Genomic DNA, 14,404 nt, shown 5'->3' on the forward strand with positions numbered 1-14,404 from the left:
GCCGGCATGCGAGTGCCGGCGTGGGTCATTTGCCTTTTCCTTCATCGGCGGAGCCGCCCTGCCTATTCGCCGGGCCGCCTGACGCCTCGTATTTTAAAGTGCTGAGCATCGCCTGCATGATCCGGGAGCGGAGCAGGTCCCGTTCCGGAAGCTGCGACATGAGCGTCAGCCGGTGCACGGCGGCATGCATCATGTTTGCCTCGCGCTCCGTCAGGACATCCTCATCGATAAGGCGCCGGATGATATCCTCGGCCATCGCCTGGGTGGATCCGCCGTCCAGCCCCTCGACAATCTGCTCGATCAGGTCGATCCGGCTGTGCGGCCGGACGCGGACGATGCGGATGTATCCCCCGCCTCCCCGCTTGCTCTCGACCATGTAGCCGCGCTCCGTCGTGAACCGGGTCTTGATGACGTAGTTGATCTGCGAAGGGACGCACTGGAATTTCTCCGCGACTTCACTCCGCTTGATCTCCGCCATCCCGTCCTGTTCTTTTTCGAGAATCGCCTTCAAATATCCTTCAATGATGTCGGAGATGTTCCGCATGGTATCACCTCTTTCCAATGCACATGAGCCCAGTTGACTTTGACTATCTTTGACTTAATTATACGATGTTATACATGCATCCGCAAAGATTTTGCGCGGGCCGCAGCCCGGTTGTATAAGAGAGAATGAAACTTTTTTATAAAAAGAGGTTTATCTTGTTCCGGGGCGGGTAAAGAAAGGGATGTGCCATGCGTTAATGCATGAATTACCGGCCCCGCCGGAACGTTCGAGGATTTTTTCTCATCAGTTTTTTTCCTCATTTCATCTCCCCCAAAACAAAAACCCCGGATGAATCCAAACATACCGGAGGCGATTTGATTTGAACTGGTACGACAAGCTCAACGAATACTTTCCCGTGGAAGAAATGAAGTCAAGGGACCATATGGAGACGCTTCTTAAAGAAAAGGAAGGCGTATACGGAAAAGATGAGGGGCCGTACCACGTGCTGATGTACGCGGAATTCGACGAGTTTCTCTTTGTCGATTATTTGTTCGTTTCGTCGAAGTCGCGCGGCCAGGGGCTCGGGGGCAAGCTGATTGATAAGCTGAAAGCCAAGAACAAGCCGATCATCCTTGAAGTCGAGCCGGTCGACTATGACGACACCGATACCGCCAAGCGGCTGAAGTTCTATGCCCACAACGGATTTGCCCACGCCCGCCGGATCGGCTACAGCCGTCGGTCGCTGGCAACCGGAGAAAAGACCTCCCTGGAAATTCTGTACTGGGCACCTAACCATGAGGGTGAAGAAACGGTCGAACAGGCCATCTATGACCATATGCGCAAGACATACGAAGAGATCCACACATACAAAGACGAGGACTTCTACGGCGAATCTTACGAGCATACCGACGAAGTGTTCGACTTCCATGAGGAAGAGCGCCGGAAAGAAGATATCCTGGAGCCGTTCACGGTCTCCGCATAACGCAGAAAGCCCTCCGCGCACGCGGAGGGCTTTACTTATTGTCCGATGGTCGTATTCGTCATTTCTTTTACCGGCAGGAATAGCTCCCCGGTTTCCAGGTAGGTGATGTCCAGCTGGTCGCCTTCCTGGATATAGACCGCGAGCGGCACCGTTTCCGTGGAAGCGAGGAAGCTCCGCCCGTCTTCTGCCAGGACCGACACGAGCGTAAAGTCACCCGCGCGCTCCTTGTAGACACGCCGGACGGTGACGGCCGCCTTGGCCTCTTCGGCATCCGACGATCCGTCGACGGTCGAGCCGCCTCGCTGGAGCGCCGTCTTGTACAGCTTGAGTGCTTCGTTCGGCGTGCCGGCGAATGCAGAAATTTCCGGATTCGCTGCCGAGACGATGAAGTAGTTCTGCAGGAAGCCGTTCTGGTCAAGCACCGGCGTCAGCCAGCTGGCCTCGCCGTAGAAGTTGTACAGCACCGGCATCTCGCCGGACCATTTCTTCTCGATAAACTTCTTCTCAATGATCTGGAGCGTCCCCTGGGAGTCCATGTACGACTCTTCAAGATTGCCCGTATAGTAAGTGGCCTCCCCGGTCCGCGCATCGGTGAGCGCGTAGCCGAGCATCGAGTCCACCTCTTCTTTCGGGCTCGTGAAGTCGGTGAAGTAATACATATGGCCGGTCTCGTCGAACACCGGACTCACATTCGCCTCGGTCCCCTCGTCGGACGGAAGCTTCACGTCTTTCTTGCCGAACAGCGAGTTCCAGAAGCCGTGGACGTACTTCCCGAAGTAGCTGTTTGCCAGGCTGACGGCCTCGGGCGAAACGGCGCCGTCGATAAATTCCGGCACGTCCCCGATGGCGTAGCGCTGCGTCTTCCCGGTTGCCGGGTCGACGGTGACAATTCCTTTCACGTCAAAGCCGTTCCGCGCGGAGATGAACTCCCCGTACGAGCGGATATAGTGCGGCTTGCCTTCGTCATCAATCTCCAGCTGGGCATCCCCGTAGAAGATGAGGCCCGGATGCGCCATGCGCATATGGCGCTCGACGTTCTTATGGAAATAGGACGACGGCGTGTAGGCCATCTCGGCCTTCATGAACTTCGGATTGTCGGCGGAGTCGGTTGCGCTCATCGTGAAGTAGCCGGGCGTCGTGTCACCGTTGATCCACTTGAAGAATCCGGCAAACTCGACCGGTGCGATGTAGACGAACTCGCCTTCGACTTTCTGGATCTGCAGCTCGCCGAGTTCATAGTAGCTGGTGTTCGGCACCTGGCCGAACGCCTTTTTCATCTTGTTGCGTGCAAACTTCGGCGGAACGCTGGCAGGCGTCTTCGTTTCGTCGAACGCGCTGATCTCGACCTCTTCATCCATCTCGACTGCCTTGTATTTGTCATTGGCGTTAAACAGCGGAGCGGCGAGGATATAGGCCGCGAACACGAGCGCCGCAAGCGACACGAGCGTGCGCGCCTTGCGCTCCATGCCCCTGGCAGCCGATGCGGCACCGATCACCGCCGCGATGACAACCGCCGGCCAGAGCGATGTCCAGTTGCGGTCAAGATTGAGGAAGTAATAGACGGCAAACGTGATGATGGCGAACGTGACGGCGGACCCGATCAGGAGCGGCACCGTGTTCACCGGCTCCTCCGTCTTGTGTCCGTCCTTTTTCACATTCTTGGTGGCCCGGAACGGCACGGCAAGCAGCGCCAGCACCAGACCCGCGATCACGGAAAACAACAATAAATTCAGCATGAGGAAAAACCCTCTCTTTTTGGAGTGTATGGTCTTTCTACGGACAAAAGGGGGCGGTGGTTTCATTTTTTATGGAGCGCGGAGGTTGTCCAGAATTTATGGGGCGGCGGAGCGCTCATAGAATTCTATGAGCGCTTATCCACTTTCTATGAGCGCTTGATGAGATTCTATGAGCGCTCATCAACTTTCTACGAGCGCTTCGGCCCCTTCTACGAGCGCTCATGGATTCACCCAATAAAAAAGTGCCGCAATGGGCACCCAATTCACAGTTTGAGCCTATATGTCGTCCATCTGCCGGAACCGCTAACCTCCAAACCAGCGCTCTTCATCAAACGCTTTGCCGCATGCCGGTCCTCCACCCCAAGAAACCTCCGGCATTCCTCATTGGTGAGCTCGCCGCCGAAAATGTGGAACCAGTCATGGAGCGCACCGATATGCGCGGAGCGGGAGATGCACCCGCAGCGGCAATGCCATGCCCGGTCGTGCCAGCGCATGCCCATCTCCCCGCAGTCAGGACAGATGACGCCGGTGCGGATGTCCGACCGGCTCACTTGAGGGTACATGGTGCAAAGAGGCCGCTGTACATAAGGCGAATGTGCAGCAAGCACTTGGCGGGCAAGCCCGTCCAGTTCATGTTCGTCCAGCAAGGGATGTTCGGGAAGGTTGCGCAAGAATAATGGAATATTGTTCGGAAAGAGAATGGGGTGTGGAGCGGCTGCCGCCTCGACCATCTGGCTCGGATAGGCGAAGACGACGGCGCCGTATACAGGAATGGGGGTATTGCGCTCATGCAGCCAGTCACGGAACAGCATCAGGTGGCTGTCCAGCTGGGCAAACGGGCTGCCGAGCGCTTCTTCGCGGCCGTCCTTGGTGATCCGGACCAGTTGAGGGGGGATGTCCCTGATCACGGAGCGGCCGGAGATATTTTTCACTTCGAGAAGGCATGCCCAAGACCGGGTGAGCAAAAGAGCGTCCAGCTGGAACCTGGAGCCACAGACAAGCCCGAGATCCGCAAAAACCCGGATCGGACCGGGGTGGCGGTACTCCGCGAGCACGCCGTCGACCCGTTCTTCTCCGCCGAATCCGGCCTCGGCCTGTTTTCTGCGCTCCTCCAGTTTGCCGGCGACCGGATGGCCCGGCCTGAGCCTGCGCAATCCGGCATCACATACCTTTCTTATTCCGGGACTTGCCCGGTCCTTCATGATCAATCGATCACCTCCGTCTCCATCGTACCTCATCAAACGAGAAACTCCATGCAGTATCCGGCCGCTTTTCCGGGTATACACGGATGAGAGACGCCCGATACTCGAATAACAGACCAGCTGTCAGAAAAGGAGTGAGCCGATTGGAACCGGAGAAATTTGAAATCCGCTCGGTGACGCACCGTCCCGGTGTCATCACCTTTGAATGGGACGACACGGGCGATGACTACCGGGTTTATAAGGAAGGCAAGCTTCGCCAGGAAGGCCCGGTTTGCGATTTCACCGACGAGGACGTGAAGGACGGCAAAATGTATCATTACTCGATCGAACGGATCCGCAACAACCGGACCGAGGACGTCATCATGATGCAGACCTCCGCGCTGAAAAAGAAGAAAGACGCCCATAACCCGCTCCGCTACCTCGTATTCACAACGATTGTCGCCAAGTCGCAGGTGGCCCTCTCCTGGGAGAAGATCCCCGAGGCGGAGACCTACGCCGTCTTTAAAAACGGCGACCTTGTGCAAGAAACCGGGGACTGCTATTTTATCGACCGGGAAGTCCCGGACGAAAAGACTTTCTATATGATCCGGACAAGCCGACCCGCCCGGGAGGCGGAAGAGCCGATGAGCGCGGGCAAATCGATCCTCGGCCGCATCGCCGGAAAGTTCAATCCGGATTCGAGCACACAGGAAGATGTGATGGAGGAGTTCTGGATTACAAAAGTGATCGGGCAGCCGTCGAAACTTCTCCTGCCGGTGGAAGAATGGCGGGAGCCCGAGCCGGTCGAACGCTGGCGGATGCGCTATACGACATTTCTGGAGGAGAAGTTCATCAACAACCCGAACGTGCTCTCCCCGAACCGGACGTTCAAGGGCGATGGCCGCGACTTCGATCCCGAGGGTGATTCGTTCCGGACGCGCGGTGACGTGACACTTTCCTACAAGGACCCGGGCTATCCCCTGGTCTTCCGGAAAGAAGCCGGCAAGACGGTCGCGTATGGGCTGTCGGGCCGGAAACGGGAGGAAGGAACCGCTTCGATCGACGACTTTACCATCGAGCCCCTTGAGCATGACGGAAGGGAGTTCGGTTTTGAACTCAAACACTCCGTCGGCAATCCGCTGACCCCCGCCCCGCTGATCGATTACGAGGTCCACGCCATCCTGCGCCGCCACGGCACGTTCCATGTGACGGGCTACCACGACCAGGCGCCCCATCACGAGGTCTACCTCGACAAGGGGGACGGCTGGGTGCCGATTCACCGCGCGGCGTCAAAAGGCCTCGCCCATATGTCGGAAGTTATCGCTTACCAGCACTGGATCACGTCGAACTTTGAATGATGAAAAGGCCGCCGATGAGGGCGGCCTTCTTTATTTCGGGAAATAATCACAGGGACCGACATATTTCCCGGGAAATAGCGGCGGAAATCGACAATTTCCCGGGAATGCAAAAACCGCGGATGACCGCGGTTGTTACGCGAGGAAGCGTTCCCGGATGTTCCGGGGCGGCAGCCTGCACGCCTCTTCTTCTGTTTTCTTGCCGAACCACTTGAACCGGTTTTCTGCGATGTAGTCATAGGCGCGGTCCCGGAGCGGCTTCGGCACGACAATGAACAGGAAGGCCAAGTGCCAGAGCCCGTCCAGTTTCTTCGCGATGTGCAGGGCTGCGGTGGACTTGGTATAGGCCTTGTCCCCTTCAATCAGAACCATCGAGTCGACATCGTCGGGAATCTCGTGTTTTTTTCTCAGCTCCTGGCCCACATCACTTTGGAGCGATGCATATCTGAAGTGTCCGACGGGGTCCCGCTTGATGATGAACTGGACGCTTTTGTCGCAGAAATTGCAGGTTCCGTCAAACAGCACGATACGTTCTTTCTTCATTTCGGATTGCCTCCTCCCGGCAGTTGCTATCTCTTCCGAGTATTCCCCGTCCTCCGCGAGGCAAAACAGGACCCGGGACGTGACGCGCGTCCATCTGCATGCGATTGTCACGCATGTAATAAGAAAAGAGAGGAGGTGCTTATCATGAGGCGACACATGCAACACCATCGCCATGGACACGGCTGCGGCTGCCACTCGTGCCGGACACAGCCGATCGTCTGCCCGCCGACATACCGCTTCCACGACACCTTCACCCAGCGCGAAGTTCCATTCGTCCATCCGATCGTGAACGTCAACCGGCAAAACGTCGTGAACGTACCGCGCCACTACTTCACCGAGACCGAAACAACAGTTCCGGGCCGCAACATCTACGCGGACTCCTACGGTCCAGGATTCGGAGGTCCGGGATTCGGCGGATCCGGCTTCGGCAATACTGGATTCTTCCGGCGACGCGGCTACTGATCCGTTGTGGTAAAATCGGGTCAACAACACACAAAGGATGACTCCGATTGAAACGAGCACTTAAATTTGCGATTCCCATCATGCTCATTGTCGCCGGTCTGGCCTGGTGGTACCTGAACAAGGAGTTCCAGGACGTTCCCGGAACACACCGCATGTATATCACAATCGGCGCTGCCCTCCTGAGCGGCGTCATCTCCTGGTTTCTGTTTCCGGAAGAACCGAAGGACCCGGAAGAATGATTCCGCCCCGCCTCGAGCGGGGTTTTTTACTTTTCGGAAAGAACCCTCTCGACAAATTCCAGTTTCGCATCGGCATACGCCCGCTCGTCGCCCGGATGCCGCTCCGCCAATCCAAGCTTCAGGCGCTCATAATCCCCGGCAATTTCGGGATTTTCCCGTAGCCGGTCGCGGAAAAGCAAATGCTTTTGCCACCAGTCCCCGCCGTGCACGACGACGTGGACGACATGGGTCTTGACCGGCGGGTCGAGCTGCCGGAATTTCGCAATAACCCGCTTCCCTTCGACCGCCGCGTTCCGCAGCCGGCAGTAGCCGCGGGCAGCAAGCGCATTGAAATCGAACCGTTCGTATTCCCCCAGGTCATCCAGTCCGACAAGCAGGTCGACGAGCGGCTTCGCTTTCAGCCCCGGCACCGCCGTGCTGCCGATATGCTCCACCGCAACCACCTTCGGGCCGAGCAATTTCCGGAGCAGCTCCGCTTCTTCCCGGAATGATTCCCTCCACCTGTCATCATGGTCAACCAGAAACACACTACCTGCGGGCAACCCTTCCATCCGTATCCCCTCCTGCTCCCAGCGTAGCGGAGGCCGATCGCCTCCGCTTTTTTGTTATGCGATTGTTTCCCGGGAAATGCCGTATTCCTAAGCGAGATCTCTCCTCCTGAAAAGAATCAGCCCAAGTACCATCAGCACCACACCCGTGCCTCCGACCGCCAGGCAGGCCAACAGATCAGCGGCTTCGTTCGGCGTTTCATTCAGGTAATGGAACGGCGTCAGGACCCGGTAAATGTCGTCCAGGCCCAGCAGCTGGCCGAGGTAGCTGACGAAGAAGTTGTAGAGCAGATACAGCCAGACCAGCACATGGAGCCGGTGATGAAGGCCGATCAGGAACGCCGACAGCCCGGTGAACAGCAGAACCGCCGGGAAGTAGTTGAATGCACTTACCGTGTAATCGCCGAACGTGAGGCCGATGCCTTCTACGCCGAGGCTTGCCGCATACATGCCGGCATTTGCGAGAAACAGGGAGAGGAATCCCGCCGCAAGCGCGAGAATAACGTAATCCCCCATCATTTTCATTCGTCTGATGTCCAGTGTGCCGAGATATTCCAGATGCGTCCGCCGTTCTTCTTTCAACAATCTCCCCATCACCATTAGCGGGGGAGCCAGTCCGATGATGGTGACGATCACCATGAGCGTCCCGACAAACTGGACGGTCAGGCCGTTTCCTCCCTCACCGGCCATCTGGCGGAGCATCTCGTTGTCGCCGATGAAGGATTCCAGGTCACCAAGTATCGATCCGTAGCTTGCGCCGATCAGAAGCATCCCGGCAAGCCAGCTGATGATGAGCGTCCGGCTCAGCGTGAATGCCAGCCGCAGATGGCTCCCGATGTTCCGGCTCCGGCGGTTCATCTGCAGCCGGATGACGGAATCTCCGAGGTCACGGTTTCTGAACAGCAGCCAGGCCGCCAGCAGAAAGACCGGTCCCAGAATAAACGGAACGAGCCAGATCGCTTCATTTTCACTGTACAGCGAGAGCCGGCTGATCCAGTTGTAGGGCGAGATGACGGAAAGGTGCGGCGCCGCCACGTCGGTCGCAGCGCGGTACGCATAGCCGAGGAGCAAGACGGTCAGCACGATGCCGAACACCCAGTCCGCTGACGGCAGCAGCTGTGCCGCAAGCAGGGTCAGCCCATAGAAAAACAGCCCGAAGCCGAATGTGTGGGCGGCGTACAGGAAGTTGCCCGCGGTATCCATCGATTCATAGCCGAACGACTGAAGGCCCGCAAACAGCACAAGTGCAAGGATGGCATTCATGAGGAGGCCGAGCAGAATTTGCGCTGCAAAAACTCCGCCCCGCGTGATGTTTCTGGACAGCACCACCTCGAGCAGCCCGTCGTCCTCTTTGCGGCGGCTCAGGGAGTTGGCGATCATGACGTTGAACAGGCCGACGACGATCGCCATGAACACCGCCATCTCATGAGAGAACATGACGCCGAGTGTGTAGTCGCCCTCCTGGATCGGACCCGTCATGGCAATGACAGCCGGATTTTCCATCGTCGCCTTCAGCACGTCACGGTCCGCCTGGGTCGGGTAGAGTTCATGGAACGACGGCGGCATCATAAGCGTGAGGGATGCGATGCCGAAGATCCACCAGAAAATCCTGAACCGGGTGTCTTTCAAGGAAAGGCGTAAATAATGCCTCATGACGCGCCACTCCCCGCGTCATAGTAGCGCATGAAAATATCTTCGAGCTTCGGCGGCAGCGTCTCGAGGCCTTCCAGCTCATAGCGCTTCAGGGCAGCCAGGACATCTTTCACCCGGTCCGCGTCGACTAGGAACTCCGCCTCCCCGCCTTCCTGTCTGAATTCATGTACCCCCTCCATGCGGCCGACCGCTGCCAGGTCCTCCGGTGTCCGGACCAGGTAGTGCACGCGTGTGATGTGCTTGAGTTCACTGAACCGGCCGGTCTCGATGATTTTCCCTTCCCGGATGATGGCGATCCGGTCGGCCAGCTTTTCGACCTCAGAGAGGATATGGCTGCTGAGCAGGATGCTTTTGCCCTCTGACTTTGCCGAGAGCACATGGCGATGGAACGTCCGCTCCATCAGCGGGTCGAGTCCGGTTGTCGGCTCGTCGAAAATGAGCAGGTCCGCATCAGACAGGAAGGCTGAGATCAGCGCGACTTTCTGTCGGTTCCCCTTTGAATACGTCTTGCATTTCTTTTTGGGATCCAGCCGGAACTCCCGGATCAGCGTCTCCATCTTTTCCGTGTCGGCATTTCCGCTCATCTCCATGAAAAAGCGGATCACCTCGCCGCCTGTCAGATTCGGCCAGAGCTGGACATCGCCCGGCACGTAGGCGATGTGCTTCCGGTAGTCCGGCTGCGCGGTTACCGGCTTTCCGTGAAGCCGAACTTCTCCCGACGTCGGACTGATGGCCCCGATGATGGCCCGGATCGTGGTCGACTTGCCCGCACCGTTCGGCCCGATAAACCCGAACACTTCCCCTTCGCGGATTTCAAATGATACCTCTTCCACTGCGGTGAACTTCCCGAACCGCTTCGTGATCCCCTTTAGTTCCAGCACGCTCATGATCCGTCCCCCCTGTAATAAATCGTCTTCATCGCATCCAGATACACACCGAATTCATCCCAATAACGGTCCAGGTCACCGAAGTTCACCCCTTCCGCCTTCATCTGCTCCTCTGCTTCCCGGGCGTAGCCGTCAAATGTCCACTGCACAAGACGCATGAGCGTCTCCGGCGGAAGGTCGCCGCGGAAACGCGACAGATCAAGTCCGTCGAACATCTTCCGTTTCCCCTCCTCCATGAGCGTTCCGAGGCGTTCCCTGAAGGACGGGGGTACGTTCGGCGAAAGCAAGATCACCGCCGAAAACCCGGAGATTTCCGGATGTTCCCGGAAATACCGGCGCTTCGCCTCCGCGATCCGGGCCATCCGCTCGATGAACCCCTCCCGCTCCGTGCCGATCCAGCTTTCCAGGCTCTGTTCCATATGGTCCAGCGCATAGCCGATGCAGTCCCGGAACAGGTCTTCCTTGTTCTCAAAGTAGTAATACAGCATCCCCTTGCTCATGCCGGCATCCCTGACGATCCGGTTCGTCGATGCCTTGTCATATCCGTTTTCCGCAAACTCCCTCATGGCGGCCTTCAGAATCTCCTCCTGCCGGCCGGCTTCCAGGCGCCTGAATGTTTCTTTCATCGATTCACCCCGTTCTGCGGATGGCAATTGACCACCCTGGTCAATACCAGTATATGCGGAATTGACCAGGGTGGTCAATCAAAAGTCAAAGAAAGGCGGAGGCCGCGTGCCTCCGCCTTTTATACAGCTTCTATTAGCGCTCACAGAAGATGCGTGAGGCCTAACAGTAACCATTGCCCGGCCAGCCGGACACCCGTATGATCCTATGAACGTTACATTACCTTTATGAGCGCTCACCGATCACAGGAAGCCTGCCCGCCGACTCCAGACGGATCGCAATCGCCAGACCGATCAGCGCACCGCTGATGCTCGAGACGAGGAAAGCCGGAAGGAAGAAGAAAGCGCCTGCCGAAGCGCCCATCAGAAGATTGGCGTAGGGCGCCGCCAGCAGCGAGGCAATGACGCCGGTGCCGACCATTTCTCCTGCCGATGCCGTCCAGGCCCTGCCGGTTCTCCGGTACAGCCAGCCTGCCAGGAGCGCGCCGATCATGCCTCCAGGGAAGGCGAGAAGCGAGCCGGTCCCCGTCAGGATCCGGATCAGCGCGGTCAGGAACGCGATTCCGACGGCCGGGCCGGGCCCGAGCGAGACGGCCGCGATGACGTTCACCGCGTGCTGGACCGGATAGGCCCGCGCCACGCCGGCCGGGAAGGAGACAAACACCGAGCCCGCGACCGCAATGGCCGTAAACATCGTCATTAGGACAAGTGTCCTTGTATTCCATTTCATCGGGCCGCACCTCCCTCCGGCAGCCTGAGCGCCCCGCTGACGGCCAGCCGGATCTCCCGTGCTGCCCGCTCCGGATCGTCCGCCAGGGAAATCGCCGTGATGACAGAGACACCTGACGCGCCAGCCGCGATGACGGGACGCGCATTATCCGCAGTGATGCCGCCGATGCCGACTGACGGGAGCTCCGGGAATGCCGCTGCTGCTTCCCGGAGCGGCAGCGTGCCGCAGACCGGGCGGGCGTCCGGCTTGGATGTCGTCTGATAGACCGGGCCGATGCCGATATAGTCCGCATCTGCAGCAACGGCTTCCCGGACTTCATCCAGGTTATGCGCCGAGACGCCGAGAATCCGGTCACCGATTAGCCTTCGAACTTCTCCGGGGTCGCCGTCCTCCTGTCCGATATGGACACCGTCCGCCCCGAGCTCCAGCGCAAGGCGCACATCATCGTTCACGATAAACGGCACGCCGTGCGCCCGGCACAGATCACGGCAAGCCTCACCGAATGCGTGCAGCTCATTCCCCGCAAGCGCACCGGGTCCCTTTTCCCTCAGCTGGAAACAGGTGATGCCGCCCCTCAGTGCCGCCTCCAGCACCTCCAGCGGATTGCGCGAGCCGGCATTCCGGCTTCCCATGATGAAGTAAACACCAAGCTTCTCACGAATCAATGAGTACCTCTCCTTTCAGGGCATTTCCGGCACGGTGATAGGCCCAGTGGTTGGTCGGGCCGTGGCCACCGCCGAGGCCGAGACCGTCGGAGATCGCCGCATGGATGAACCGCTTGGCTCCCCCGACGGCTTTTTCAAGCGGTTCCCCGGCAGCAAGAAATGCCGTGAGTGCAGCGGAGAACGTGCATCCTGTGCCGTGGGTGTCTTTTGTCCGGATCCGCTCCGCTGACAGCCAGATCCGCTCCCCGCGTCCGTCCATGAACAGGTCGCAGGCCCGCTTTTCTTCCTCCATATGACCGCCCTTCACGACGACAGATTGGGCGCCCATCGCAATCAGCCGTCGGCCGGCTTCCTCCATGTCTTGCGCGGACCTGATCGCCATCCCGGCAAGCACCTCCGCTTCGGGAATGTTCGGCGTGATGACCGTGGCCACCGGCAGGATCTTATCCCGCATGGCCGCTATGGCCTCTTCACGCAGCAGATGTGCGCCGCCCTTCGCGATCATGACGGGGTCCACCACGAGCACCGGGTTGCCCGCCGCGGCAAGGCCCGCCGCGACCTCGCCGATAATCTCCCCGGAAAACAGCATGCCAGTTTTTGCGGCGGCCACATCAAAGTCCGCAAACACCGCATCCATCTGCGCACGTATCGCCTCCGGGCCGAGCGGCCAGACACCGTGCACGCCGAGCGTGTTCTGAGCGGTGACGGCAGTGAGCGCGGACGTGCCGAACACGCCCAGCTCCTGAAATGTCTTCAGGTCCGCCTGGATGCCCGCACCGCCGCCCGAATCCGATCCCGCAATGGTAAGTGCGACGCCCATCATGCCCGCACCTCCTTTGCCGATTCCGGAAGCTCGAAGTCTCCGTCTTCCAGAAGCGCCAGCAGGTCGATAAATGCCGGAAGGAAGCTTCCCGGAACAGATGAAGTTTCCGCCGCGCCCTCTCCCGCCGCCTTGTAGAAGGCGAGTGCCGCGGCCACGGAACGAAACGGGTCATCTTTGCCCGCCGTGAGAAACGCCCCGCACACCGCGCTCAGCAAACAGCCGGCGCCGGTGATCCGGCTCATGGCCGGATGTCCGCCGCCGATGCGCACAGTCCGTTCCCCGTCCGTGAGCACATCCGTTTCTCCGGTGACCGCGACAAGACAGCCGTGCTGCCGTGCCACTTGCGCAGCGACTTCCTCCGTATCCATTGTGCCTTCGCCCGCATCCACGCCGGAGGCCCGCCAGTCTACGCCCGCAATTGCGGCAAGTTCGCCTGCATTACAGCGGATCAGCGCCACATCCAACGCCCCGAGCAGCCGGCTGACGGCATCTCTCCGGAACCGGGTCGCGCCGGCGCCGACCGGATCGAGTATGACGGGATTCCCCGCCCTGTTCGCTGACTTGCCCGCCAGTTCCATCGCTTCCAGCGCCTCCCGGTGGAGTGTTCCGATGTTCAGCACTGTGCAGGAGGCGGCCGCCGCCATTTCTTCCGCCTCTTCAGGCGCGGCCGCCATGACTGGGGAAGCACCGAGGGCAAGCAGCCCGTTTGCCTGGAAGTTCGCGACGACGATGTTCGTCATGCAGTGGACGAGAGGGCGGCTTTCACGGAGTTCCGACAACAGTCTGCTCATTTTGCACCCTCCATTTCCGGAGTCTCCCACTGTTCTTTCGTCCAGGCCATCTCCCAGAAGCTGAGCTCATAGATGCTGCTCTTGCGGAACCTCTCCGCAAGTTCCAGGATGCGCTCTTCAGGCAGTTCCTCAGCCAGCCGGTTCATCCTGCCGATCTGCTCGTTCACCAGTTCGCCGAACCATTCTGAGCCATAGGTTGCGATCCACTTATCATAGACCGGGTGCCCCGGCTCGGCGCCCTTCAGCCGCTCGCCGATTTCCCAATACAGCCAGTAGCACGGAAGCAGCGCGGCGAGCACATCGGCAAGGTCGCCCTCGATGGCCGCCCGGTACATATGTGACGTGTAGGCGTACGCGGTCGGCGCCGGCCGGAACGCCGCATGCTCTTCCGGCGTCACGCCGAGCATCGTGAAGAATTCTTCATGAAGCGCCAGTTCCGCGGAGCATGTCGCTTCCGCATGCCTGGCAAAGCTTTGTGTCGTCAGCAGGTCCTGCGCCTTCACCGCGCCAAGAGCCTGGACTTTTGCGAAATGAGACAGGTAGTACGCGTCCTGCAGCACATAAAACCGGAAGACATCCTCGTCAAGCGTTCCGTCAGCGAGCGCCTCCACGAAAGGATGCCGGAAACTCGCCTCCCAGATCCCGTCGCACTCCCGCCTTACCCGTTCACAAAATCCCATCTTCTCTGTCCCCTTTCCTGGT

At 59.1% G+C, this 14,404-nt stretch carries 18 protein-coding genes; 4 read left to right on the forward strand and 14 right to left on the reverse strand.

Features of this window, described 5'->3' with window-relative positions; translation table 11 throughout:
• Positions 1-25: 25 nt before the first annotated feature.
• Together C772_RS08060 and C772_RS16530 are read right to left on the reverse strand one after the other, a co-directional pair.
• Positions 26-544, reverse strand: a complete 519-nt coding sequence (locus C772_RS08060) for a CtsR family transcriptional regulator (protein WP_008298947.1) — start codon at positions 542-544, stop codon at positions 26-28.
• A 68-nt stretch (positions 545-612) separates the two neighbouring features.
• The gene (locus C772_RS16530; RefSeq protein WP_152419736.1) at positions 613-804 is read right to left on the reverse strand and encodes a hypothetical protein; all 192 of its coding nucleotides are present in this window, start codon (positions 802-804) and stop codon (positions 613-615) included.
• Between the two features lie 59 nt (positions 805-863).
• Here C772_RS16530 and C772_RS08065 point away from each other — a divergent pair, with 59 nt between their 5' ends.
• Positions 864-1,466, forward strand: coding sequence for a GNAT family N-acetyltransferase (locus C772_RS08065; protein ID WP_008298948.1), 603 nt, complete (start codon positions 864-866; stop codon positions 1,464-1,466).
• Positions 1,467-1,501: 35 nt separating this feature from the next.
• On the opposite strand, the gene C772_RS08070 is transcribed toward C772_RS08065, so the two are convergent.
• A complete protein-coding gene (locus C772_RS08070; protein ID WP_008298951.1) occupies positions 1,502-3,202 on the reverse strand; it encodes a hypothetical protein in 1,701 nt (566 codons plus the stop codon).
• Positions 3,203-3,465: 263 nt separating this feature from the next.
• Positions 3,466-4,404 (reverse strand): nuclease-related domain-containing protein, encoded by a 939-nt coding sequence (locus tag C772_RS08075; protein WP_235046394.1) that lies wholly within the window; start codon positions 4,402-4,404, stop codon positions 3,466-3,468.
• A 143-nt stretch (positions 4,405-4,547) separates the two neighbouring features.
• Here C772_RS08075 and C772_RS08080 point away from each other — a divergent pair, with 143 nt between their 5' ends.
• Positions 4,548-5,741, forward strand: coding sequence for a DUF3238 domain-containing protein (locus C772_RS08080; RefSeq protein WP_008298955.1), 1,194 nt, complete (start codon positions 4,548-4,550; stop codon positions 5,739-5,741).
• A gap of 132 nt (positions 5,742-5,873) precedes the next feature.
• Here C772_RS08080 and C772_RS08085 read toward each other — a convergent pair whose 3' ends face one another.
• Positions 5,874-6,281, reverse strand: coding sequence for a thiol-disulfide oxidoreductase DCC family protein (locus C772_RS08085; RefSeq protein WP_008298957.1), 408 nt, complete (start codon positions 6,279-6,281; stop codon positions 5,874-5,876).
• 144 nt (positions 6,282-6,425) lie between these two features.
• Here C772_RS08085 and C772_RS08090 point away from each other — a divergent pair, with 144 nt between their 5' ends.
• Together C772_RS08090 and C772_RS08095 are read left to right on the forward strand one after the other, a co-directional pair.
• Positions 6,426-6,743 carry a hypothetical protein gene (locus tag C772_RS08090; protein ID WP_008298959.1) on the forward strand — a complete coding sequence of 106 codons (318 nt, stop codon included), beginning with the start codon at positions 6,426-6,428 and terminating at the stop codon, positions 6,741-6,743.
• Between the two features lie 47 nt (positions 6,744-6,790).
• On the forward strand, positions 6,791-6,982 hold the full coding sequence (locus C772_RS08095) for a hypothetical protein (protein ID WP_008298960.1): 192 nt from the start codon (positions 6,791-6,793) through the stop codon (positions 6,980-6,982).
• Between the two features lie 26 nt (positions 6,983-7,008).
• On the opposite strand, the gene C772_RS08100 is transcribed toward C772_RS08095, so the two are convergent.
• The 9 genes from C772_RS08100 to tenA form a co-directional block, all read right to left on the reverse strand.
• Positions 7,009-7,533: a GrpB family protein gene (locus tag C772_RS08100; RefSeq protein ID WP_008298962.1), complete on the reverse strand. Its 525-nt coding sequence runs from the start codon at positions 7,531-7,533 to the stop codon at positions 7,009-7,011.
• 87 nt (positions 7,534-7,620) lie between these two features.
• Positions 7,621-9,183, reverse strand: coding sequence for an ABC transporter permease (locus C772_RS08105; RefSeq protein WP_008298964.1), 1,563 nt, complete (start codon positions 9,181-9,183; stop codon positions 7,621-7,623).
• Positions 9,180-10,070 carry an ABC transporter ATP-binding protein gene (locus C772_RS08110; protein WP_008298967.1) on the reverse strand — a complete coding sequence of 297 codons (891 nt, stop codon included), beginning with the start codon at positions 10,068-10,070 and terminating at the stop codon, positions 9,180-9,182. Before C772_RS08110 ends, C772_RS08105 begins: the two co-directional genes overlap by 4 nt.
• Complete coding sequence (locus C772_RS08115) at positions 10,067-10,696, reverse strand: TetR/AcrR family transcriptional regulator (RefSeq protein WP_035001830.1); 630 nt, start codon at positions 10,694-10,696, stop codon at positions 10,067-10,069. The genes C772_RS08110 and C772_RS08115 overlap by 4 nt, the downstream gene beginning before the upstream one ends.
• A gap of 223 nt (positions 10,697-10,919) precedes the next feature.
• Entirely contained in the window at positions 10,920-11,423 is a 504-nt protein-coding gene (thiW, locus tag C772_RS08120) for an energy coupling factor transporter S component ThiW (protein ID WP_008298972.1), read from the reverse strand.
• Positions 11,420-12,055 carry a thiamine phosphate synthase gene (gene thiE, locus C772_RS08125; protein ID WP_051059425.1) on the reverse strand — a complete coding sequence of 212 codons (636 nt, stop codon included), beginning with the start codon at positions 12,053-12,055 and terminating at the stop codon, positions 11,420-11,422. The genes thiW and thiE overlap by 4 nt, the downstream gene beginning before the upstream one ends.
• Before the next feature lie 22 nt (positions 12,056-12,077).
• On the reverse strand, positions 12,078-12,911 hold the full coding sequence (thiD, locus tag C772_RS08130; RefSeq protein WP_008298976.1) for a bifunctional hydroxymethylpyrimidine kinase/phosphomethylpyrimidine kinase: 834 nt from the start codon (positions 12,909-12,911) through the stop codon (positions 12,078-12,080).
• Positions 12,908-13,702, reverse strand: a complete 795-nt coding sequence (gene thiM / locus C772_RS08135) for a hydroxyethylthiazole kinase (protein WP_008298979.1) — start codon at positions 13,700-13,702, stop codon at positions 12,908-12,910. The genes thiD and thiM overlap by 4 nt, the downstream gene beginning before the upstream one ends.
• A complete protein-coding gene (tenA, locus tag C772_RS08140) occupies positions 13,699-14,382 on the reverse strand; it encodes a thiaminase II (RefSeq protein ID WP_008298980.1) in 684 nt (227 codons plus the stop codon). The genes thiM and tenA overlap by 4 nt, the downstream gene beginning before the upstream one ends.
• Between the last annotated feature and the right edge of the window lie 22 nt (positions 14,383-14,404).

It is taken from the genome of Bhargavaea cecembensis DSE10, assembly GCF_000348905.1.
GTDB classification, from domain to species: Bacteria; Bacillota; Bacilli; order Bacillales_A; family Planococcaceae; genus Bhargavaea; species Bhargavaea cecembensis.